Origin of the sequence: Bacillus sp. 3103sda1 (assembly GCF_024159135.1) — a bacterium.
GTDB classification, from domain to species: Bacteria; Bacillota; Bacilli; order Bacillales; family Bacillaceae_G; genus Bacillus_A; species Bacillus_A rhizoplanae.
Window position 1 is genome coordinate 894,151 of record NZ_JAMYWS010000001.1, and the last position, 24,511, is coordinate 918,661.

Here is a 24,511-nt window from a genome sequence, read left to right on the forward strand (position 1 = left end):
TCATGAAAAAAAGATTGTTGCCATTCATATGGCTGCTTGCTGGGACGATAGCAGGCTGTTCTTTGGAAAAGCCCTCAGCTACTAACAAAATAGACATAGATCAAGTGGAATTAGTTGCACCTAATGTCGTAGGTGCAGGGTGGGACTTGACTGCGCGGGCGATGCAAAGAACTTTGAAAGAGGAGAAAGTTTTCACAAGACCAATTGTTGTGACGAACAAAGCAGGAGGTAGCGGTGATGTAGGCTGGAAATATACAAAGCAGAAAAGCGGCAATGTACTTGCTATAAATTCGAGCTTACTCATAACCAATCATCTATTAGGTCATAGTAAGTTAACGTATAAAGATTTTACACCGCTTGCTACCCTAGCAGCCGAATGGGAAGTCGTTGTAGTATCAAAAGATACTAGCATAGACAATGCAAAAGAGTTAATGGAAAAACTGAAGAAAGACAAGAAAATGATTAAAATTGGCGTTGCACCCGGTTTAGGCAATGACGATCATTTATCTTTTGTACAAGTAAGTAAAGCATTTGGAATAAATCCTGCAGAGCTTGAGTTTTTCGTCTATGAAAATAAAGAGAACGTTATAAATGCTGTAATTGATAAGCAAATTGATGTAGCGACACTGACCTTATCAGAAGCGGAAAAACAGTACAAAGCAGGAAAAGTAAATATTTTAGCTGTATCTTCTCCCAAAAGATTGAAAGAACTTCCAGAAGTTCCAACATGGAAAGAACAAGGGATTGATGTCGTATTTCAACACTGGAAAGGAGTCATGGGGCCTCCTAATATGACAGAAAAAGAGATTGCTTATTGGGATGAAGCTATTCATAAAATGGTCAAAACAGATACGTGGAAAACCATTCTTAAAGAGAATAATTGGAACTCCTTTTATAAAAACAGCACGGAAACAAAATTGTTCCTTGATCAAAAAAGTAAGATGTACGAGGAGTTAATGTACGATTCAGAGGTGGGAAAATAGTGAAGAGTATTTCAAATGATAAGGTGCAAAAAGTTATGTAATCATACGGTATAGCGTATGATTTTTCTTTTATATATAGTTTGTTAAAACAATAGGAATTGTAACGACGGGGGATGGAAAGGAGGGGATTGTGGGATGAACAAAAGGCCTAGCTCGCCAAAATGCGAAAAACTTATGCATCATCGGTACAGGAGAGCAAGCAAAAGGACTTGTCCAGGCTATGCTCGCTGTGCGGGACATTGAAAACATTATGCTTTATAACCGAACAGAACAAAAAGCTGCCGAATTCGCCGAGTATATAAAAGAAAAATATAATAAACCTGTCTACATATACGCAGATGCAAATGAAGCAGTACGTGAAGCAGATATTGTTGTCACGACAACGAACTCCTTAACACCTGTTTTTTCAGAAACATTAAAACCTGGCGTTCATGTAAATGCTGTCGGTTCATTCAGACCGGTAATGCAAGAACTGCCGTCTCATGTCATTTCCTCAGCTCACAAAGTAGTAGTCGAATCAAAAGAAGCGGCACTAGAAGAAACCGGTGACCTGCAAATTCCAATACAAGAAGGAGTTTTCAAAGAAAGCGATATTCACGCAGAACTCGGACAAATTATAAGCGGTGAACGAACTGGCAGGGAAAGCGATCAAGAAATTACCGTATTTAAATCTGTTGGACTGGCCGTTGTGGATATTGTGGTGGCGAAGTATTTTTATGAGAAGGCTGTTGAGAATGGGGTGGGGACTAGGGTTGAGTTGTGAATTGTAGAAAGCATATCGTAGCGCGAAATTTGAAAAGAATAGGTTGATAGAGGTATGGAACTCCAACTTGGTAGAAGTAAGTTGGAGTTTTTTAGTGTCCACTATTTGGATTCATTATATTTATTATTAATTTTGTCCGCAAAATGAATGATAGTACCCTATCGATGAAAAGTTTCTATATTGGTATAATTGGAAAATAGACCAATATAATCATGTGAAATGAATAGAAAGGAACTGTCAGATGGAACTAGTTAATTCAAATACTTTAACAGAAATAGTTGAAATTGAAGATACGATAGAGCGTTGTCAAAGAATATTAGATGAATTGCAGCCAATGCTCCGTAATGTTTTAGATAAATTTGTTATGATGTACGGCGACCAAGAACCATATTTAAAACAACTTAAGGTGCATGGGTATGAACAAACTTTAAAAACAACGATTACAGATTTGAAAAATCCTAAGTATGCAGAGAAAAAGCAGCACTATGGGAAAAAGGGGTTTGTTGAGTTAATTGATGAGCGTTATTTTGAGACGCCGTTATTTGTTCTTAGGTTCGAATATAATTTAGAGAGCAAGCAGATTCGTATTTTTTCGTATTCTGATTTTTATCCTTTTTGGGTGTTTTCAAAGAGACATGGTGAACGCGGGATAGATCAATTAATGGATCAAATTGATCCAACACTACAAGTGTTTACATTAGAAAATGAAATGAAGATTATTCCGCATGATGAGTTAAAACAAACTGTTCACGAGTATATTCAAAATAAACGAACACCGTCCATACACTTCGGAACCGTTCTTCCGCTTGAAGGGGAGATGGAAGAAGAGCAATTAATGAAAGTGATGTGGGATACATTCAATAAGTTGGCGCCTGTTTACTCCTTTTTGCAAACAGAAGCAGAATTACATAGTGAAGCACTATTATTTTTAGACAATTTTAAGAACGAACAAACAACTAGCCAGTTATCCGTCTTTTCAAGAACTTATACGATTGAATTTAAAGACGTTGAAAAGGTAAAAACAAATGAGTTTAAACAACCATTCAATGTGTACGATAATGGTCAGCTTATTACAGATGGCTATTTTAAAATCTATTATAGACATAGAACCAATGCAAAAGAAGCGATAGGAGTAGGGATTAATAATAAAACACAAATTCATGCTCAAATTCGCGATATGATTTCTAATGATCCGTATGAATGGTGGATCAAAAAGGCATTTTACCACCGGGGGCAACATAATCAAAATAATGAAAATCAAATGTATCAAGAAAAAGGAATTGAGGCGTTAAAAAATCATAATTTTACGCTAAATGACAACGATAAGTTTTATTTAGGAACTTATGTCTCAGACACAAAAGCATTTCGTGAGCCAATGATTGATATAAAGAACCGTCTTATTACAGCAGCGTTAATTTTTGGCGATGTGACAGGTAGTTTTTCGCTGCCTAAAGGGATAGCGGAGGGTGTCACTGATGACGATAACGTTGATGAGTCAGAAGATTTGACCAGTTCGTTTGATTTATCTGCAATTATTGAACTAGTGAATGAAAGTGGATTTACATTTTCAAATGAAATTATTCGAGATTTTCATCTGAATTTAACTTGCTTAGATGATAAGCATTTCGTGATTTTAAATGGTATTTCAGGAACAGGGAAAACGCAGCTATGCCGATTATACGCTAATGCTGTATATGGATTGGATTATAGTGAAGATAATCCTTACTTAAAAGTCATTCCCGTTCGCCCTGACTGGATGGATGCAACTGCTTTATTTGGTTATTACAGTTCTTTTGAAAAGAGGTATATGAAAACAGAGTTTTTAGAAGTACTTTTACAAGCGAGTGAAGAAAAGGACAAACCTCATTTTGTTGTGTTAGATGAAATGAACTTAGCTAGAGTGGAGTATTATCTGAGTGACTATTTAAGTGCAGTCGAGTCACGTAAACCTATTCGACTACATGTTCAAGATGAGATAACGGATGTTCCGAAGACAATTGAGATTCCGCATAATTTCTATCTTGTGGGGACAATTAATGTAGACGAAAGTACCCATAGTATTTCTGATAAAGTGTTAGATCGAGCATTCGTCATGACACTTTCAGATGTCGACTTTGATGAGTATTGGAACAGGCTTGACCAACAATTAAAGGATACGCTGAAAAAAGAATGGGAGCTTCTTCTTACTATTCATAAAGAATTAGCGAAGTACGAACTCCACTTCGGTTACCGAACAATGAGTGAAATGCTCCGCAAATTATATAAAAATACGTTGTTGCCTAATGATTTGCAAATGGATCAAACATACGCATTAGACCGAGTTATTGCAGAAAAGATTTTACCTAAGTTACGAGGGGACGAACGAATTACAGGGCTGCTTGATGAGTTCTTAAGAATTAGTGAGACACACTTTGGAGCAGAGTCAGAATCGTATCGTCATTTGGAACGAATGAGAAGGGAACTAGAGCGTTATGGAGCAACTCAGTTCTGGCGTTAAGGTTGAAGTTTGGGATGACCATTCTTCCAGATGGATTCCCCTCACAGATATGTATTTAGAAGAGGCTAAACAATATAAATGGCGCTGTTTCACAGAGAAAAATCTTCATCTTTCTATGCAGAATGTTCCTTTATTTATGAAAAGAACGCCGCATGGATGGGAAGGAATCTTTGAAACTTCTTTTCAAAGTGGTCTTGTCAATTTTTCAGTCTTAACTGAGGAGAAAAAAGAGAAGATAGAATCATTTGTTTACCCTGACGAACGAAAGCTTTCTACGCAGCAATATGAAGAGATGTTAAAAGAAGTTTTAAGAGAAGCACAAATTGTATTTCAGGAAACAGGCTTTGAAGCTGATGTATCAGCCTCTGGAAAAACACGGGAAGCTTCCTGGCTTCAGTGGAATTACATTCATAACTGTATGCAGCAATTACGTACTACTTTTTACATGATTGAAAAACACCCCTTAAGAAGGTTAAAACAAGAACAGATTATCTCAAGGCGTGAACAAGTTAAAGTTGTTGATCAAAAAATGCTCTTATGGGTGGAACAAAAAGGAGAAGTATACGGGGGATCACCGAGCCAGTTTCCGACTTACATTCAATCTATTCGAAAAGAAGAAACATATAATCTATACGAAAACCAAGTATTGCTAGCACAAATAGATGAGCTTACGAGGTTACTAAAATGGTATCGGCAGGCGGGAAACGAAACAATACAGAAAGCAGCCCAGCAATATTTAGATTGGCTGTATCATTGGAAGCAAGCTGATTTTCTGCAAGGTATCAAGCCTCACTTTGGCTTTGTTAACATTTCTCAAGTGTTTCGTAAACATCCAATGTACCGTACTTGGTATCAATGGTTTCAAAAACTGTATGATTTTAAGACGATTACATTCGATATAGGAATGCGATTATCTTTAAAGGAAACATATTTGATTTATGAAATGTGGGTCTTTATGAAAATTGTTTCATACCTTCGTGAGCTCAATTTAATTGAAGATGCAAAAGGGATTTTTACGAAAAAAGAAAACACATTTTATCTCGGCTTAGCCGAAAACAAGGAAAGTGTAATCAAGCTGAAAAACGGTGCAACATTAACATATCAAAAAATCATTCAAGGCAACACAAGTCCATTTTATTCTTATACCCAGCGAATGATACCGGACATTGTCCTAGAGTTTAAAGGAAAACTGTATATACTCGATCCCAAATACAGAGTTCCAGCCAACTTGCCAACCGCTTTAGGAGAAATGCACAAATATCGAGATGGAATTCTATCTCGTACGAATGAAGAGAAGGCAGTACAGGAAGTCTATATCATTACTCCTCAAAAAGATCGAAGTTCACAAGAAAAAGATTTTTTCGATGCAGATTTTCATAGACGATATAAGATGGGGGCTTTTTGTTTGGCGCCTGGTCAAGATTTTACAGAATTTAAGGGTTGGATTCGTAGTATTTTTGAAGGCTAGTTACTTTATAGAGTGGGACTCAGAGTACTTCATGAAGTGAGAAGGAAGAAAATCTTAGTGCGCAATATGAAAAGAGTAATAAGTGAAAATCCAAATTGGAATCACTTATCCAGTCTTCATAACTAATGACTCTTTCATTCTGTAGCTATTTCTATTAGTATAAGAGACATGAGAATAGTGAGCTAATTGATCTAAGATAATGAGAGAGATCATAATATCTATAAAGATTTGATCTCGCTGATTAAAAAACATATTAGTCGTTAAAATATATAGAAGGCATCTTTTGTATTTTACTAAATATGAAAAACGTATATTACAGAGTTTCTGTTAAGTTAAGGAGGACGTAATGAAAAAGAATATTTATGTTGTTGGAGCAGTAATTGTTGAAGATGAGAAAATTTTATGTGCACAAAGAGGACCAACTAAAGCGCTACCCCTTAAGTGGGAATTTCCAGGAGGAAAAATAGAAGAGGGAGAGTCACCTCAAGAAGCATTACAACGTGAAATTAGTGAAGAAATGCATTGTAAAGTACAGATTGGTGAGCAAATTGATTATACAGCTTATGAGTATGATTTTGGTATTGTTCATTTGAAGACTTTTTATTGCAAGCTTATTGAAGGAACGCCTGTTTTAACTGAACATGTATTGATAAAATGGCTACATCCAAACGAGCTTGCATCTTTAGATTGGGCACCTGCTGATATTCCGACTATTGAGAAGTTATCAAAGGCATCTTTTGTAAATTAATGTTATTAGAAAACATATTAAGCTATTCACCATGTGTGAATAGCTTTTTAAACTTCGTAATAAATTTGTACTCTAAAACAGTGAGTAATACAATTAGTATAAAAATTTGTCATAAACGGTGATCATATGGAGAATTTTATTCAAAAATTAGAAGCCTCTTTATATAAGGGGTTTATCGATCAAAAATATAGTCAATCTGGAAATTATAAACCTAAGCTATTAGTAAACAATACGAAAAAAAATGAAAACGTTTTAAGTTCATTGTTAGAAGAGCTTGAAAATAGTACATCCTTTATTTTTTCAGTCGCTTTTATTACGGAAAGCGGTCTTGCAACTTTAAAATCTCATTTTCTTGATCTTAAGCGAAAAGGGGTTAAAGGACGTATATTAACATCAACATTTTTAAATTTCAACCAACCAAAAGTATTTAGAGAACTAATGAAAATTGAAAATGTAGAAGTAAGATTAACAAATTTAGCAGGTTTTCATTCGAAAGGATACATATTTAACCACAAAACTCACTATTCGTTGATCGTTGGAAGTTCTAATCTAACAGCACATGCACTAAAGGTAAACTATGAATGGAATGTGAAGTTAACATCGCATGAAGATGGAGAGATCGTCCATCATTTCAAAAGCCAGTTTGAAGAAGTGTGGAAAGATGCTCAAACATTAACTGAAGAGTGGATTACCAATTACGAAAAAGGTTACAAGCAAGTTGATAATAAAGTAACGGATCAAGTTATCGAATTACCTAGTCAATATAATAATTCTATTGAAGATGCTTTAAGAATTGTTCCAAATAAAATGCAACAGGCAGCATTGCAAGAAATACAAGCTGTTAAAGATGCTGGAAAAGAAAAAGGGTTAATTATTTCAGCAACAGGAACGGGTAAAACATATCTTTCGGCATTCGATGTGAGACGTTTTGCTCCTAAACGCATGCTATTTATTGTTCATCGTGAGCAAATATTACATAAAGCAAAATCAGACTTTCAAAGGGTTCTTGGTGGAATTGAAGAAGACTTTGGAATCCTATCAGGTTCCAATAAGCAAACAGATGCAAAGTATTTATTTGCTACCATTCAGACCATTTCAAAAGAAGCCAATTTATCTCAATTTGATCCTGAGGTATTTGATTATATTTTAATAGATGAAGTTCATAAAGCAGGAGCGAAATCTTATCAAAAAGTAATCGATTATTTTAAACCTAAATTCTTAATGGGAATGACCGCTACACCTGAACGGACCGATAATTTCAATATTTATGAGCTATTTGATTACAATGTTGCTTATGAAATTCGTTTGCAAGAAGCACTTGAAGAAGATATGCTTTGCCCTTTTCATTACTTTGGAGTAACAGATTTTGAATATAATGGAGAAACGATAGACGATGCTACAGTTTTATCGAATCTTGTTACTGAAGAACGTGTAAATCATATAATTGAAAAGGTTCAATATTACGGTTTTTCTGGCGAAAAAGTAACGGGATTGATGTTTTGCAGTAGAAAAGAGGAAGCAGAACAACTATCTCGTGCACTAAACGAAAAAGGTTTCCGCACAGTGGCATTAACAGGTGATCACTCTCAAGACGAAAGAGCACTTCGAGTAAACCAATTAGAAAATGGTATGCTTGATTATATTTTAACTGTAGATATTTTTAATGAAGGAATTGATATCCCAAGTATTAATCAAGTGGTCATGTTAAGGCAAACTCAATCTAGTATTATCTTTATTCAGCAGCTTGGACGGGGACTTCGTAAGCATAATTCCAAAGATTTCGTTACGATCATTGATTTTATTGGTAATTATAAAAATAATTATTTAATTCCAATCGCTCTTTCAGGAGACAAATCACAAAACAAAGACAATATACGTAGACGTACAAATGATACAAGTTATATTAAAGGTATCTCAACGGTTAACTTTGAAGAAATAGCGAAAAAACAAATTTTTAAAGCGATTAATAATAGTAATTTAACAGAAATGAAAATCTTAAAAGAAGCTTTTGTTGAATTGAAAAATAGAATAGGAAGAGTTCCATATCTATACGATTTTATATTAAATCATTCTATTGATCCTGTTGTGCTTGCTGAAAAGCATTCGAATTACTATCAATTTTTATTAAAAATGAAAGAAGAAGTTCCAGCGTTAACAGATTATGAAAATAAAGTTTTAACAATGCTCTCATTAGAAGTATTGAATGGAAAACGCAAACATGAAATTATTTTATTAGATTTGTTATTACACCAAGAAAAGGTTAACCATGATCAGTACCTCAATTATTTAATGGAATCTAATTGTCAAATTGATGATGCTACGATAGCTTCTGTTCAACGTATTTTTGATTTGTCATTCTTCATGCAAAATGGCAAGAAAAAATATGGAGAAAAGCCAATTGTTACTTGTTCCGAACGTAAGGATTATATGTTTAATGATTCAATTCATGAAAGTTTGAAGCAAAATAATTATTTTAAAGATATGGTTATTGACATTGTTCGAAGTGCAAAAGTGAAGAGTAAATTATATGAGTCTAACAAACCGCTTACCTTATACAGAAAATATTCCAGAAAAGATGCTTGTAGGTTATTAAATTGGGATAATGATGAAAACTCAACGATGTATGGTTATAAAACCAAACATCATACTTGTCCAATATTTATCACGTACCATAAAAATGATGAGATAGAGTCCAGTGTGAATTATGGTGATGAGTTTCTCAATCAAGAAGTTCTTAAATGGTATACAAGAAGTAATAGAACATTGAAATCGGGAGAAGTTCAAACAATTATTGAAGCAGAAGAAAACAACATTGACATTCATATCTTTGTGAAAAAAGATGATGATGAGGGAAGTGATTTTTACTATTTAGGTAAGGCAATTCCTGATAAGAAGAGTGTGCAACAAACTGAAATGCAAGACAAGAATGGAAAAGAATTACCTGTTGTTACAATGAATATGGTTATGGAACATGCGGTTGATAACAAGCTTTATTCTTATATTAAGGATGGAGTATCTTAAATTAAATTTAATCAGTATGAGAATTGATTATAAGAAGATGCTCTCAATGTTTGGGATAATAATTTAGAAGTTTACTACCTTTTTGTTGTCATATCGATTGAGAAGCCGTCAACTGATTATGTTTTTGATATCTTTTCAGACTACTAAAAGAATAGTTTTAAAATAATTAGGGAAATGTTGTTTTTATGTGGCGGAGGGGCTCGAAATATTGAGCTAATGTTCTATATAAAAACAATATTTTTCTGTATTGACCTAAATTTAATTGAAATGTGATTTTATGGTCAATGGCATCGTTATTTTAAAGAAAAAAATGGACCAGATATTGTTGTAAGAATGGATGAACATCGCAATGGCTTAAATATGTGTGCTATTGCCATGCTTTTAAACCTTAATGATGAGACTTTTAAGGTTTAAAAGCTAGTAAAATATTTTAATGGTCATAAGCAGATGGACCGGGTCTTCGGTTGGAATATGAGATGGGTAGCTGCATCTAAGTAGACTTGAATGTTCTAACGAGCAACAATATATCCGAAAATAGCCTTTTGCAAAAATTGTTGCTATTAGATGAGTGGAGAATATGCAAAATTTCATGCAACATAATCAATTGGATATGTAGGAAGAAAGAGAAAAAATCCTTTCATATCAAGACTGTATAGAAATTTTTATATCATTATAGAACTAAGAAAATATGACAAAATAATTATGAATTTTGATATGATAATGAAAGGAAGGAGGGAATAGCATGAAGAAAAAAGCAATTATGTGGGTAATTGGAATCATTGCATTATTAATTTTAGCTATTTTGACCAATGTAACAATTGTGTTTGTAGCGGGAGCGCTGTTTGCTGTCTACCGTCTATGGGCGACACGTAGAAGTGTTAGAAACCGATCCTGGCGTGTGTTATGGTTTGGCGTATGGGGGGCTGTATTATTATTTTGTGTGTTTATCATAATGGGTTTACAAATGCAGCCAGCAAATAAACAAATGGCAAAGAGTGAACCAAAGCAAGAGCTAAAGGCAGCTGAAGAGAAGAAAGCAGCAAAAGAAAAGCAAGAAATAGAGGAAAAGAAGAAGCAAGAAGAAGCTGCCAGAAAAGCAGAGGAAGAAAAGAAAGCTGCTGAGGAAAAAACACGTTTAGAAGCTGAAGAAAAGGCTAAACAGGAAGCTGCGGCTAAAGCAGAGCAAGAGCGACTAGCACAGGAGCAAGCCAAACGTGAGGCAGAACAACGAGCACAGCAGGAAGCGGCTCAAAAACAACAACAGCAACAATCACAATCACAACCAGAGCAAGTATTTTATAAGAATTGCACAGAAGTGCGAAAAGCAGGAAAAGCACCAATTCGCCAGGGACAGCCGGGCTATGCAAAGCATTTAGACCGTGATGGAGATGGAATTGCATGCGATCGATAAAGAACCAGAACAAGCATTAATATATGTGTAAAAACTTTACTGAATTATTGAACATGCTCCGATCCTGAAGAGGATGAAGATCTTTTATTTAGATGGACGAAGGAAATTTGCCAGTACCGCCTTCATACATATTTTGAAAGGAAAACAGCAACGCCGAAATGAAGTGATCTCAAATCGTTAGACATGGCTATTTCATTAGGTAACTTGTTAGGCATGAGTTCTGGTACTGTATACCGGACTCATGCCTTTTAGTTTTACCTTAATTCTTTTGTGATATAGTAGAACGAATTCTAGGCAACGTCTCGAGCGATAAGTATATACACCTAAAATAGCCGTTAATGGATTTTAATCAACACCTACGATATCATCAAATTTTAACCGCAATGTAAACCCAAACAAGTCTTGAAAAAACACCATTCTTATTTGGTGTGCAATCACTTTTGTAACGACTGTCTCATGTAGAATCTGTCCGTTTTGGTAATAAGAAATCATAATTGTTTTTTGTAATTTCATTGATTCGAGTAGTGCTCTTTCGATTTCTTCTTTCGTATCTTGTGTAAGAATAGGGCGTGGTATTTTCGTCTGTTCTTCAACGATTTGTTTTATACCAGCGAATTGCTCCGGCATTGACGCAAACGGCTGCCATTTTACCATTCCTCGACCTTTTATTTTCGGTACTCCTGTATTGTATATCGATAGGTAAGTCTTTGAAGTTATCTCTAACTTTTCCCCCGATCCGCACGGTACGTGCCACTTTCACGGCATACCGCGGTCCACCTATACTGTAGTTTTCTTTCCATCTAATAATGATAAATTCTAAGCAAACAACGCTAGTTGTTCATAATTTAATCCCACTTCAATTTGTGATTCAATACAGATTTCCTCGTTTTTGACTAGCTTTCGCAATTTGTTAAGTTTGTCTAACTGTTCCTCATTGAGTTTTAGTTCATTGAGTAGTTGGTTTATGGCTTCTTTCTTGGTTGCGTGTATTAGTCTATGAACACTTGGGTTGATGATGATAAGGTTTTTGTAGCTGTCATCCTTTGTTTCACTCCATAATTGCTTATGGTGACAATGGACATCCCAGGGCAAGAGTTTCTCGCCTGTTACACTGCATTTACCTTTTTGAGCTACGTAAAGAGAAATTCGATTGTCATTGTATTCAATGGTTGTCCGTCCATTTATGACTGGATTTTCTCTTAGCCATTTTAGTTCTGTTTCGGTTATGTCTGCCAAGTTTTTGTGTATCAAGGCTCGCCCTTCTACGGTGTATTTGTTAATGGCTTGCTTTTTCATCAACGGATTTTTGTGTTGAATATAAGCGATTGGTAGGATAGGACGTCTCATGAGATATCTCATCCTTTTTGACTTTAGATATGGTTTGATACCTTTGTCTTTTCCTTCATATTGTCCTATATTCGTGTATCCATTAGTGTTGCTTTTTCCTCTTCTTGTTGACTTAGGGAAACGGTTATACATCATACAGTCGAGTTCTAGACCCATTTTGTCGAGGTCTAGGCTGACATGCGTCGCTATTCTGTAATAGTTATGCTTGCCAATGACAATGCTGTTGTATAAATTGATTCCTTTGATTGCTTCAATAGAGTTTGGGGTTTTCTGTATTTTTTTCACTTGTTTTGCTAAATCTTGCTTCGTCTTTTTCAGTGCTTTTGGAGATACGTGTGTTTCTGCAATATATCGTGTGTTTCCGTTTTTCCGTTTTCCTTTCTTTACAGCTTTGAGAGAGAAGCCTAAGAATTCACTCTCTTGCTTTTTCAGATTGGTAATCTTGGATTTTTCGGTTGAGATAGGCAATTTCAAGCGTTCTTCTAGCCAAATTTGGCATGCTTTGAATATTTTCTCTGCATTGCTTCGTGTGTTTGTGAAGATTTTGAAATCATCTGCGTACCTTACGATATACATAGGTTTCATTTTTGATGTTTTGGATAGGACATATGTTACGGTGTCGTTACTCCAAATTCCATCTTTGTATCTTGGTTTTACCTTTTTGGCTTTGAATGTTTCCCATTGTTTACTGACCCACCAGTCGAATTCATTGAGATTGATGTTGGCGAGTAGGGGACTGAGAATACCACCTTGTGGGGTACCTTTAGTCGGGAACATTGTTGTACCGTCAGGCATTTGCACTGGTGCTTTCAATATTTTTCGGATAATGACGAGTAATTGTTTGTCCCGTATACCCAGTGTCCATATTTGGCGCATGAGTTTGGCGTGATTTACTTCGTCGAAAAATCCTTTAATATCCACGTCTACCACATAAGTAAGGTTTTGTTGGTTTACCTTTTTAGTACTATCTGCTATGGCATGTTCTGCACTTCGGTTCGGGCGAAATCCGTAACTTCTATTACAAAATTGCGCTTCGCAAATAGGTTCCAAAACTTGAAGAATACATTGTTGGATAATTCTATCCCACATACTTGGTATTCCTAGAGGTCTTGTTTCTCCGTTGGGCTTAGGTATTTCCTTCCGTCTTACCTTTTGTGGTTGGTAGTTTTGAAAGCGTCTTTTAACTTCATTCAAGAAGTAGCTCTGTTCCATTCTTTCAATGTCCTTGATGTTTATGTTGTCACAGGCGGATGTTTTACTCCCTTTATTTCCTTTTATGTTACGAAAAGCGAGGAGTATATTTTCGTCTGATGTGATAGTAGGCATCAGTTTCTTGAAAGAATTTCCTTTAGTTGCTTTCTGGTATAAGTCGTCTAGGACATTTTGAATACCGTAGTATTCATTGTGTCTAAGTTTCTTATCCTTTAGCGTGGGCTTAGATTTGTCATTCATGGTCTATCACCTACTCTTATATTGATTTTTGGTGACCTTTTGAGTCTTACCAGAATCCATGCAAGATTAGATGAAAGTTCAGTTCCTCCAATATAGGCTTGTGGCTGTTCCTCCAGTTCCATTACAGAACCTTCTCGGGTCGTGCCACTACTCTCACTACTATTAAGAATACTTCCCTCGGTTGTCCGTTTCGTATTCAACTATATCCGCCGATAGAGATTGCTCTCAACGTTAGTAGCTTTCGACGTTCCGTTCAGACTATCATTGTTTTAAAGGTCATAAGACCTCCGATTTAGGTGCTTGCTATGCCACGTGCCTAGCTCCGTTGCCTATAACAACGTTAGGATTGTTACATCATGAATTATTTCAATCCGTTAGACAAGTCTTATTTTCAGACTCCGAATCATTTCTGACCCGTCACAATATCGAGGCGTACATTCGCAAGTTCGTCAGTGTTTACACATTCTCACCATGTCGGTTGACAGCATACAATACTTTATCAGTTCCATTTGGTTTATTATTCCGAATGGCTTTCGGTTGCCCTATGGGGTACTTCGGATAATGATTGCATGTTTTACCCTGCTTCCAACATCACGCTATGCCTAGCGTATGCTGTCGGGAATCTCACTGGGAGAGTTTCGGGTCGTTACTCCTTCATTCCTCTCACTTGTCTGAACAGTTATCCTGTTCTTGTAGCCTTGGCTTATTTCTTTAAAGAACAGTCATCGTTTGTCGCTAAAAGCGTTGTAATACCAACGTTTTTGCTTAGTCGATAACGTCTCGCACTCATGCTTTGTGTCCTCCAATAAGTGTATTTCTGTATCTTCCTGTTGCGGCAGGAGTATAAGACACACCTCGTAAAATGCTATTCTTACCGAATCGTGTTCGTATTTCATCCATCGTTCTGGCTAGTATAATTTCTCTTTCTCTCATTCGTATGTCATCAAAAAGGCTAATTTGTTCCTCACCCTCGTTCACTAAATTCGTTAGTGCAATGCTTATTGTACGAATCGGTTCCCCTGTATGGAGTTGCTTTAAAAACATGAAACAAACACGGTATATATCTAAAGTTAAATTTGTAGGTCGTTCTAATGTACAAGTTTTTTTGAATCCGCCTGGATAGTCTTTGCTATAGCTAATGGAAAATTGTATAGTCCTTGCTAATTTTCTTTTTCTCCTCAATCTATAACAAACTTCTTCGGTATGTTCTAAGAGAACTGGCTGAACTTCATCTATTTTATAATCTCGCATGAGTATTTGACTTTTACCGATTGAAGTCTCATTCGGTATATACTTTTCAGAAATGAGACTAAAATCAATACCATTACTATGTAAATGAAGTTCTTCTCCGATGATGCCGAATGATTCCTTTAGGTACTTGATAGGATAATGGGCCAGATCACCGATTGTATGGATACCTTTTCGATTTAACTTTGCTTCGGTTTTACTCGATATTCCCCAAAATTTGCTGAGTGGACGAATTGGCCATAGTTTGTTCGGCACATCTTCATAACTCCAATATGCGATCCCGTCAGCGTTCTTTTTCGCTTCCACATCAAGGGCAACTTTACTCATTAATAAATTAGGACCAATTCCAATTGTGCTATCAATACGTGTCTTATGATATATTTCTCTTTTGAACTTCATAGCAAATTCGTATGGATTTTGTGCGAACAGATGTAAACTTGCTGTAATGTCCATAAAGAATTCATCAATGGAATACTGGTGAAAATCTTCAAAAGCAACGTATTGTAGAGCTAATGTCGTTATGTAATTTGAACACCTAATATATATTTCCATAGTGGGATTTACTATGAGTATGTCGTGACGCCTTGGGATTTCATATAACCTGCTCATCTTTTTAACTCCTAGTTCTTTTAAAGGAGGGGTGGCAGCTAACACAATCGATCCTTGCCGATTCACATCGCCAACAACAGCTAGTTTTGTGCGCAAGGGATCGAGACCCATTTTGATGCAGGAAACGCTAGCGTAAAAACTTCGTAAATCTACACATAAGATGTTCCGTTTTGGTAAAAGAGAATAGTCATACAAAGCAATCACTCCTAATGAAAAGAACGTTTGTTCTTATTATATACGAACTTATGTTCTTTTAGAAGGAGTAATTTCGTTTATTTTCCATTTGACAATATATAAAAATTAAATTTAATCATTGTTAATGGGAAATTTATACTATATTTACATTTGGAATATCATAGGTAATGCGAGTTGGTTATTACTAGATGGAATACATGATTTTCGTGGTATGACGAAAGAAGAGCAAGCAGCATTTCTTTTTTTGAAAGAAAACGTATTAAATGACATGGCAATGGAGTTAGAGAAAGTAAACGTATAAGCGAAAAATAAAGCCGTCTGCAATGGCGGTTTCTTTTTTTGTTGTTGATTTTAATTTATTTAACTAATTTATCTCTGAACGTAAAATCTCAGTTAATAGTGTTCTAATTAATTTGGACATATAGAATAAATATACAAATTAACACCTTCAGCAAAAAAGAACATAGGTTCATTTATCATAAATGAACCTATGTTCTTTTTAATAGAAGTTTCGCCTTATTGGAATTTCATTTAATTTCATGTCTAGATAAAGTACCTAATCGTTTAACAGAGCCAAAATAAAAACATAGAGATGAAAAAATCTCTATGTTTTTATTTTCAGGTCTATAACAGGAAACATGCCACTATCCCTAAAGATTACTTATATGGAAATTTAGAACGTTCAACAAATGATTGGAAATCATCTGTATAAGTGATAATTTCACCCCACTGCATAAAGTCTTCATCAGATACTTTCCATGTGTGGTTATTGGTGTCATGACGTATAACAGCAAAATTATGTCTATCAGTAGAATAGATTTTAAAACCATTCTTTTTACAGGTGTCTATAAAAAAATAATCTTCAGCTCTATTTACTTTTTCAAATTGAACTTTTTTGAATACGTCTTTTTTAAAGATTAGTGTAGCTCCTGCTACAGAATCAGTAAAGGCTTTTTCTGTATTTGATACCAACATCAAAGCTTGTTTATTCTTAAAATAAACATAATAAGAGCTTTTACCTAAAATAGCAATATCTTTATTATTAAATTCGGGCATCGCATGAGCTAGGTAGTATGGGCCGTAGTAATCATCATCATCAAATTTAGCTATATAATCATACTTAGATTTCTCCACTCCGAAATTTAAACAATCACCTAAAGTTGCCTGTTCATGCAGCTGAAATACACTGACATTATGATAATCTTTAGCTTTCTTTTTCCATTTACTTAAATTCATAGTATCCTTATTTAAAATAATAATTAATTCTTTATCTTTCCATATTTGCTGTTCATAGTTTCTAAAAACGTTCTCTATATACTCCTCTCTTATTGTACAAGTAATGATTGAAACCATTTATTTTTCCACTCCTAACATAATATATAACTTAGTCAAAGAAAGGATAATAAAATATAAAGATTTAAAATTCTGCAATTATTTTAGGAACCCTCTCTATTTTAATTTTGGTCCAATAATTTTTTCTACAATATAAATCAAATTGTTATACTCTTTTAAGTTTTTAATTTTATTAACATCAGATAAAAGCTCATCTCTTTGATCTAAGTCAAAACCTACTGCGTTTAATATGTTTATATGTCGAATATCAATCTTTAACAACAGTACAATAGTTTTTAGAATCTCAATGAACTTTTTTTGAAAAGATAGTGACTCATTTGGATGATTTTGAACGAGTAACTTATACTCGCCTAATACTTTGTTCATCATTAATAAATCTGTAATTCGAGCAAGCTCTAAGCCAAGGATAAGGATGTCTATTTCAGGATGTTTTAGCGTGAATAAGTGGTAATTCCTCATCGCTTCTTGCCATCTATTCTCTCCAACAGGATGCTCTTGATGATAAGCTGTAACAGTCTTGCTAACTAAATATTTAGCTCCAGCCTTATATAAGCGATATCCTAACTCCCAGTCTTCATAACCATAATTTATAAAATCTTCATCAAATTTTCCCACTTGTTCAATTAACTTTTTACGTAAGGAAACATTTCCAGTTAAAAAGGCCATCCATGGAAAATGAAATCCATTTAATTGCGCATCAAAATTATCTAGTATTGTATTATACCACTGTACTGAAGGGGTCTTAACTTTTAATTCTCTATAAAGCTTTGTATCAATGTCTTTTCTTTCTAATAACGGATATGAAGCGTTAATGTTGGAATGTTTATAGTTTTCAATTCGGTCGTAGAGCACTTGGTTATTTTTTGTCTTGGTGTATATTTCTTTTATTTGTTCGCGATCAAATTCCGGGAATATACAAGAATATACTGCGTTATAATACATACCTCCTGATAAAACCAAGTTATCCATTAATTGATGATACTTAAAATGATTTTGAACAAATTCAGGCTCTGTAATCATTTCTGCATCTAAAAATATAAGAATATCCCCTCTTGAATATTTAATACCAATATTTCGAACCTTCGCTCTACCGAGATTTCGTTTACATTTAAAATACCTAAAATGATAAGAAAATTGATGATTTTGTAATATCTGTAAAGTTTGATCAGTTGAAGCATCGTCGATAAAGAGGACTTCCATTTTTGAAAGGTCGAATGTTTGTTTATCTAAAGAATATAAAGTTAATAAATTTAGCGGATATTTATTATAAGAAGGAATAATAATACTAACTTCTATATCATGATCTTTAATTAGTTTCTTTTTATTTTGACTAGAAGTATCCGACTTTTTTTCATCCATAAGATTAGGGGATTTAGTTTCAAATCCTTTGTTTTCCATCTTTATTCCCACTCCTTTTCACACTACTATTAGTTAATGCAAAAAAGGGGGAAAAGATTGGACAATCACTTAGGTAAAAGCGTTTTTTTTATAATCTAAAACCTTTCGAATGAAAGTAAACTTTTAAAGATTAGTTCACTTTCACCAATTCACATTGGTAGTGAAGAATAATTAAATTTTATTTCGAATACATACCATTTAATACAGTAAGCAATCACATATATTCTTTTATATTTCTTTTCTAACGCATACAAAAAAGATGGCTGGACACCATCTTTTTTTACGCAATTCTAAAATGTTTATAATCTTATCCAGGTTAAAAACAATCATAACAAAAAGAAATTGGATTACTATTAAATACTATGCTTGTTCTGATTGTTGAACATGTAATGGAGGTGGAATAATCCAACCTTTTTTCTTATTCATACGAAGCAATATAGCTCCAGCTTGTGCTTTTTTCATATGGAATTGACCAAACATCATTCCTACATCTTCTCGAAGAGATTGTCCCATAGCTTGGCTACATGCTACTAAACCAGCAGCAAGGTCCATAGAAACTTTAGCAGCAATTTCTGCATCATTAATACGAGCGCCAGGGGGGATCGACTCAATAGATGCAACTGGTCTTTCTGGAGGTGCTGGTGGCAGTGCAACACCATTTAATTTTAATAAATTTTTTAATTCTTCAACTTCTGATTGGATATCATTCTCTACAAGGTTTTCCAAAAACTTCTTTAAGTCCTCATCTCCTGTATGGTTAATGAGAACTTGATAACCAGCAATTGCACCTTGTGCCGCTGCAAGATAACTCCAAATTCCAAAGACTTCTCCGTAATGCATTGGTTCATGTTGTGGATTTCCACTTAAAACACCCATTAAAATATTCCTCCTTAAAGAAATTAAACGCTTAACAACAATGCTTAGTATAGAAAAAATTTTCCTAACCATGTTCAGGATTAGAGAAAATAAGTTCTTATAACTCATATGGAACACCTTACCAAAACATAGTAATTACATCTTGTAGTGTATACTGTTACAAAAATTTTATTCTTATAAATAACACATGTATTTTAAGTAACATAATCCATTGTCATCGATAGAAAAATACAAATACCTAAATCTAAAAATAATTTCAAAGAATTCTTTGAATAAGATAAATAATAATATAAGAGCAGCATTCCAAAACATCCAAAACTTAATAATAGGCGAACGTCTAGTTGGTTTCAAAGAACTTAACGGATGGATTTGGTGTCAAAAGGTTCTTAAATTTGAAGAAGGATATATAGATGAATATATAATTGATGATTTACAAGAGTTGTTGTCCAAAATGGTGACCGTAAAGGAAGATTAATGAGAGGTACGGTTTATCATAACATCAATAATATGTGGTGGGTTGTAATAAATGACTTTTCTTATACAAACAATGCTTGCTTTGAGTTATTTAATATTGATACAGAGGAAAATAGGCAAAGAAAGCTTATTAAATAGTCAGGTCTGCATAATCCAAAATCAAGAATGGTGCCAACAGAAGAGGAATTTAAAAAACGAGCGTTAGAAGCAAGAAGATCTTCTAAGGAAGAACAAGTTAAAAAAGTTAATGCACTTTTATCATATCTATATTCGTTAGATTGGTTATCTCGTAAATTTAAATTTTATATAAAAAGTACGAAGAGATTAATGTGCAGGTTGTGGAAAAGTATGCGGATGGAAGTATCAATTCAATAAGAAAAGACACTCAAATTGAGTGCCTTCTCTTAGCATCAGCAGCCAAATCCACCTCCAAAACAACTACAACCGATTATGATTAATAAGATAAATAACACAATCAGTAAGGCGAATCCGCCGCCAAAGCCACCACAACCAGCAAAACCCATGACCTATTCCTCCTTTTGGTGAGGAAACAAACTATGAGGGCATCGTTATGGATATTCCAGCGGATTTACATTACACTATGTGACGTGGAATTAAAGAGTGCATGAACATTGTTCAACCAATCCACGATAAAGAAGCAATTCAAGAAATAAAAGAATTTTTCAAGGAACAGAATGAACGAAACTATATTCTGTTCCTTCTTGGCATTAATACAGGGTTACGTATTTCATATGTGGATTTAAAAGAAAGTTGTACCATTTATAAAACAGTTGTGATAATTTGAAAAAAGTTTAACCGTTTTAGAGGGGGATTTGGAAAGAACAAACCAATTACTAGATCGATGGCATACGTAATATTAACTCAAGCAGCAAAAGAGTTTGGATTAGAACGGATTGGTACTCATTCACTTAGAAAGACATATGGATATCATCACTACAAGCAATTTAAAGATGTAGTTGTTTTACAAACAATGCTGAATCATACGGACCAAAAAGAGGCATTAAGTTATATAGGTATTGAACAAGATACATTGAATGACTATCAAAAGAAATTTAAAATCTAATGTTTTATTTTTTATGTATTTTTGAATTAGCTATAAAAGAAAAGTGTCAAATTCATTTTTATAAAGTATTGAAAAGCTTATTATTTCTAGGATGAATCGGTACAGGTGAATTCAACACAATCTGATTTATAGTGAATTCATTTTTTATGATTATTAATCTTAAATATCAAAAACTATAAGAAAAGGTGGCCTAGAATAGCTAAAAAAGATATGAAATTAAGAACGGTGTGTACTGTAATGATTGTTAATGCGATGGAAGATAGGAATATCTTACTAGGGTTCAGCAGAGATGTTTCAATGTCTCGGATATTAGGACCAAAGATTTACCGCTTTTTTGAAAGAATGTACTACAATCGATGATATTGTATTAGAAATAAGTAGATTGTTAAAGGAAATTGCTACACAGGAAACTCATCAAACTATTTTTTTAGTTGGAAGAGGGAATGATGGGAAGACGGCTATTATTGAAGTTTCACATCATAATGACTTTGAAATTACTAAGTATCAAGGTGAAACTTATTGGCTTTATGTTATGTCGAAAATTGATCCTGGAGAACTAATAAGAGTGACCGTAAACAGATTTCAGAGGATGGTATGCTTGTTATAGTCATAACTCTTAGTAAAACAGATAGAAAAATGATTTCTGATCCAGATATAATTTCTCGTGGATTTGTATACGTACGTGATTCGGAAGATTTTTTGAAGAAAATTAATCAATTAGCTGTAACAATCATTAATAATTTACTAAAAACTAATATTAACCAGTGGAATGTTCTTAAAAAAGAAATAAAAGAAACACCTGAACAATTTTTATACGAACATACAAAAAGAAAGCCAATGATTCTTCCTATTATAATTGAAGTTTAAAATGCCTATTTTCCCCCTAAGTAGGCATTTATTTAAATTTGAATTAATAGTATCCTTATTAAACTCTATCCATTTAGTTTAATAAGGATACTGTTATAAATTCCTATTATGATGTTAATAATATATTCGCTCTAAAAAAAAACCCAATAGGAGGGGGATTGGGGAAGTGTTTTATTCACAACCTTGCTAGGAAAGTTAAATTATCTTTATAAAATATTTAGTTTAACTAATAAAGCTACTAAAATTTGAAGAAGGATTTGAATATTTACTGCTATATCAGTATCTGTAGTAGTTACTGAAACGTTTCGAGAATTTCTAATAATAGTACGTTGTCTATTGATTTGTGTAATAGCTGATTTTTGAAAAAGTTCTTGTGCTATTCTATCAGCTTTTTCACTATCTGCAATAGATATACTTATAATAGCAGTAATTGCTGCTTGTAATGCTGCTTGAATCGATAGTGCTACTTTTGTATCTGTGGTAGTAACTTGAACGTCAGCAGAGTCAACAATCGCAATATATTCTTCAGACAATTGATACATTTTATTTTTTTGCTTAGCTTCTTCTGAAATTGTTGGATCGTTGAAGGATGGATGAGGTTTTGAAGAATCTAATGCACTCCATTTTTTATCTTGATTTGGATACCAAACTCCAGACATAAACTCTCTCCTTTTAGTCTAAAATGTTATTAATTTGATTTTGTAATTCAGAAAAGACTTTTTTAATTTGTGCTTTTTTCTCTGAGGGTAAATTTTTTAGAAATGAATCTGTTATATCATTTCTATTTAAAACATCTGAAAGTACTATATTGAGTATTTCATTATTTTGTTTTTCATTAAGTGTTGAAGAAATCATTTTTTTTAAATCATCCATTCCAATATCCCTCCAAATTGGGTTTAAATTATTAGTTAGTATCATCTAACTACAATCATTATATGAAATAGAGTAGATATGGTTTGGACAAGTATCATTTTAAAAAATTTTTTTCACAATATTTTTTAGTAAATAATAGATTACATTGGTCTTAATAGCCGAACAAGTTTACTTCTGTTGTTATCTTTGTTTTTAAATTTCTAAAAGTTTAAGAATGAACCTTTACATTTTTTACTTACTATCAGTAGATTCTCTGCCTAAAAATGCGACAAGCAAGATACTAAAAAAGAATGTGAAGAAAGAACGATACCATTAAAAATAACATAAGAATATTATGTATAGAAAAAGCCATCTAGTTGTTAGATTAGATGGTTTTTATTTATAAAACAACATGTCATTATGGATGCTATAACCGTCATTGTATTGGCTGAATGTTTATTTAAAATTGTAGAGCTTGTGTATAAGTGGTTGTAATTACCGAACCGTACAGTAAAACATGTTGCCAAGAAATCTTTTTCAGTTTAGCCATTAGTGTTGAGATGAACCACTGGATAATGTGGGGTACTCGAAACCCGTAGATAAAAGTCACATTAACACTTTAAAGGAGCAGAGATCAATGGAGGTAGTAAATAAGAAAAAAATTTTAATCCTTACCGGAAATTATGGGGATGGTCATATTCAAGTAGCTCAAGCTCTACATGAAGCGATACAAATTCGATTTCCGGCATTAGAACCGGTGATTTTCGATTTTATGAAATGGGTCCATCCCTATTCTAATCATGTAAGCCGTTTTCTTTTCCTTGAAGGAGTAAAAAAATTCCCTCAGGTGTATGGGTATATTTATCAAAAAACACGGAGAGTGAACACTTTATCCAATTTGATAAAGACGATTTTCTCTACAGGTTTCGGACGATTGCTAAAATTGATTGAAGAAGTGCAGCCGACCGTTGTAGTCAGTACGTTTCCTTTGGCAGCAGCTGTGATGTCAAGGTTGAAATCCTATGGTTTAACCGATATTCCTACTGTAACCACTATTACTGATCATACAGATCATAGTTGCTGGATTTATCCTTTTACGGATCAATATATCGTCGGCTCAAGTATTGTCCGCGATTCTTTGATTAACTTAGGCGTTAAAGAGAATCGGATTGCTCATACAGGGATTCCCATTCGTCAGCAATTTTCTCAGTCCTTTGAACGAGAGAAAATTTTCGAGAAATATAGTTTAGATCCTCATATTCCTACAGTGTTAGTAATGGGGGGCGGTTATGGCATGATTGGTGATGGAAGTTCCACCTTTCAGGAGTTTGATGCGTTATCGCAGCCTATTCAATTCATCATTGTTTGTGGACATAATGAAAAACTCCGTATGCAATTAAAGGAAAAGTTAAAGGATTCCAAACATCACATCCATCTCACTGGTTATATCAATTACGTTCATGAGTTAATGGCTATTTCCGATCTAATGATTACAAAACCAGGAGGGGTCACTACTTTTGAGGCGATTGCCATGGAATTGCCTATACTTCTTTATAAACCTATTCCTGGTCAAGAACAGGATAACGCTACATTTTTAGTTCGTTCAGGCGTGGCGATTCAAGCAAAAACGGATCGGGATTTAACGGATCATTTATCCAAATTACTGAGCAATGTAGAACTACTTCAACAGATGAGGGAGAATTCGAAACAATTTCATCCTAAAGAATCTGCGTTCGCATCAGTAGAAGTAATTATGAATACAAAAGAAAACAATAACAATGGACATGACCTAATGTATTCGTTTGGTTCATGATTAGTTAATAAAGTAAAACATGGGAATTTTAATGTTTGCGTCATACAAGTTC

Annotated in this window: 17 protein-coding genes and 3 pseudogenes; 10 read left to right on the top strand and 10 right to left on the bottom strand. The window is 34.1% G+C overall.

From position 1 onward, the window contains the following. The first annotated feature begins 2 nt into the window (after nt 1–2). The 4 genes and pseudogenes from NKR74_RS04545 (at nt 3) to NKR74_RS04560 (ending at nt 5,711) form a co-directional block, all read left to right on the top strand. Nucleotides 3–983 (top strand): tripartite tricarboxylate transporter substrate binding protein, encoded by a 981-nt coding sequence (locus NKR74_RS04545; RefSeq protein ID WP_253628762.1) that lies wholly within the window; start codon nt 3–5, stop codon nt 981–983. Between the two features lie 139 nt (nt 984–1,122). After that, nucleotides 1,123–1,746: pseudogene (locus NKR74_RS04550) on the top strand (NAD(P)-binding domain-containing protein); the annotation flags it as partial. A gap of 241 nt (nt 1,747–1,987) precedes the next feature. After that, a complete protein-coding gene (locus tag NKR74_RS04555; protein ID WP_253628763.1) occupies nt 1,988–4,243 on the top strand; it encodes an McrB family protein in 2,256 nt (751 codons plus the stop codon). Next, on the top strand, nt 4,218–5,711 hold the full coding sequence (locus NKR74_RS04560; protein ID WP_253628764.1) for a DUF2357 domain-containing protein: 1,494 nt from the start codon (nt 4,218–4,220) through the stop codon (nt 5,709–5,711). The genes NKR74_RS04555 and NKR74_RS04560 overlap by 26 nt, the downstream gene beginning before the upstream one ends. Before the next feature lie 105 nt (nt 5,712–5,816). On the opposite strand, the gene NKR74_RS24050 is transcribed toward NKR74_RS04560, so the two are convergent. Then, nucleotides 5,817–6,023 carry an ATP-binding protein gene (locus tag NKR74_RS24050; RefSeq protein ID WP_375337691.1) on the bottom strand — a complete coding sequence of 69 codons (207 nt, stop codon included), beginning with the start codon at nt 6,021–6,023 and terminating at the stop codon, nt 5,817–5,819. 34 nt (nt 6,024–6,057) lie between these two features. Here NKR74_RS24050 and NKR74_RS04565 point away from each other — a divergent pair, with 34 nt between their 5' ends. From NKR74_RS04565 to NKR74_RS04575, 3 genes are all read left to right on the top strand, one after another. After that, complete coding sequence (locus NKR74_RS04565; protein WP_253628765.1) at nt 6,058–6,459, top strand: (deoxy)nucleoside triphosphate pyrophosphohydrolase; 402 nt, start codon at nt 6,058–6,060, stop codon at nt 6,457–6,459. Nucleotides 6,460–6,585: 126 nt separating this feature from the next. Beyond that, nucleotides 6,586–9,480, top strand: coding sequence for a DEAD/DEAH box helicase (locus NKR74_RS04570; RefSeq protein WP_253628766.1), 2,895 nt, complete (start codon nt 6,586–6,588; stop codon nt 9,478–9,480). Nucleotides 9,481–10,222: 742 nt separating this feature from the next. Further along, nucleotides 10,223–10,891, top strand: a complete 669-nt coding sequence (locus NKR74_RS04575) for an excalibur calcium-binding domain-containing protein (protein ID WP_253628767.1) — start codon at nt 10,223–10,225, stop codon at nt 10,889–10,891. 345 nt (nt 10,892–11,236) lie between these two features. On the opposite strand, the gene NKR74_RS04580 is transcribed toward NKR74_RS04575, so the two are convergent. The 7 genes from NKR74_RS04580 to NKR74_RS04610 form a co-directional block, all read right to left on the bottom strand. Beyond that, on the bottom strand, nt 11,237–11,545 hold the full coding sequence (locus NKR74_RS04580) for a YolD-like family protein (protein ID WP_253628768.1): 309 nt from the start codon (nt 11,543–11,545) through the stop codon (nt 11,237–11,239). Nucleotides 11,546–11,707: 162 nt separating this feature from the next. Continuing rightward, on the bottom strand, nt 11,708–13,690 hold the full coding sequence (gene ltrA / locus NKR74_RS04585) for a group II intron reverse transcriptase/maturase (RefSeq protein ID WP_253628769.1): 1,983 nt from the start codon (nt 13,688–13,690) through the stop codon (nt 11,708–11,710). A gap of 786 nt (nt 13,691–14,476) precedes the next feature. After that, nucleotides 14,477–15,742, bottom strand: coding sequence for a Y-family DNA polymerase (locus tag NKR74_RS04590; RefSeq protein WP_253628770.1), 1,266 nt, complete (start codon nt 15,740–15,742; stop codon nt 14,477–14,479). 657 nt (nt 15,743–16,399) lie between these two features. Beyond that, complete coding sequence (locus NKR74_RS04595) at nt 16,400–17,095, bottom strand: glycosyltransferase family 2 protein (RefSeq protein ID WP_253628771.1); 696 nt, start codon at nt 17,093–17,095, stop codon at nt 16,400–16,402. A 96-nt stretch (nt 17,096–17,191) separates the two neighbouring features. Next, nucleotides 17,192–18,493, bottom strand: a complete 1,302-nt coding sequence (locus NKR74_RS04600) for a glycosyltransferase family 2 protein (protein WP_253628772.1) — start codon at nt 18,491–18,493, stop codon at nt 17,192–17,194. Between the two features lie 360 nt (nt 18,494–18,853). After that, nucleotides 18,854–19,369, bottom strand: a complete 516-nt coding sequence (locus tag NKR74_RS04605) for a DUF3231 family protein (RefSeq protein ID WP_098306412.1) — start codon at nt 19,367–19,369, stop codon at nt 18,854–18,856. A gap of 884 nt (nt 19,370–20,253) precedes the next feature. After that, the gene (locus NKR74_RS04610; protein WP_090913000.1) at nt 20,254–20,367 is read right to left on the bottom strand and encodes a YjcZ family sporulation protein; all 114 of its coding nucleotides are present in this window, start codon (nt 20,365–20,367) and stop codon (nt 20,254–20,256) included. 101 nt (nt 20,368–20,468) lie between these two features. On the opposite strand from NKR74_RS04610, the pseudogene NKR74_RS04615 reads away from it, so the two are divergent. Beyond that, a pseudogene (locus tag NKR74_RS04615) lies at nt 20,469–20,927 on the top strand (tyrosine-type recombinase/integrase). A gap of 567 nt (nt 20,928–21,494) precedes the next feature. Next, nucleotides 21,495–21,794, top strand: a pseudogene (locus tag NKR74_RS04620) (ribonuclease J); the annotation flags it as partial. 206 nt (nt 21,795–22,000) lie between these two features. Here the strand turns inward: NKR74_RS04620 and NKR74_RS04625 are convergent. After that, on the bottom strand, nt 22,001–22,453 hold the full coding sequence (locus NKR74_RS04625) for a spore coat protein (RefSeq protein ID WP_253628773.1): 453 nt from the start codon (nt 22,451–22,453) through the stop codon (nt 22,001–22,003). A 13-nt stretch (nt 22,454–22,466) separates the two neighbouring features. Continuing rightward, complete coding sequence (locus tag NKR74_RS04630) at nt 22,467–22,667, bottom strand: spore coat protein (RefSeq protein WP_253628774.1); 201 nt, start codon at nt 22,665–22,667, stop codon at nt 22,467–22,469. 616 nt (nt 22,668–23,283) lie between these two features. Here NKR74_RS04630 and NKR74_RS04635 point away from each other — a divergent pair. Further along, nucleotides 23,284–24,459, top strand: coding sequence for an MGDG synthase family glycosyltransferase (locus NKR74_RS04635; protein WP_253628775.1), 1,176 nt, complete (start codon nt 23,284–23,286; stop codon nt 24,457–24,459). The last annotated feature ends 52 nt before the right edge of the window (nt 24,460–24,511 follow it).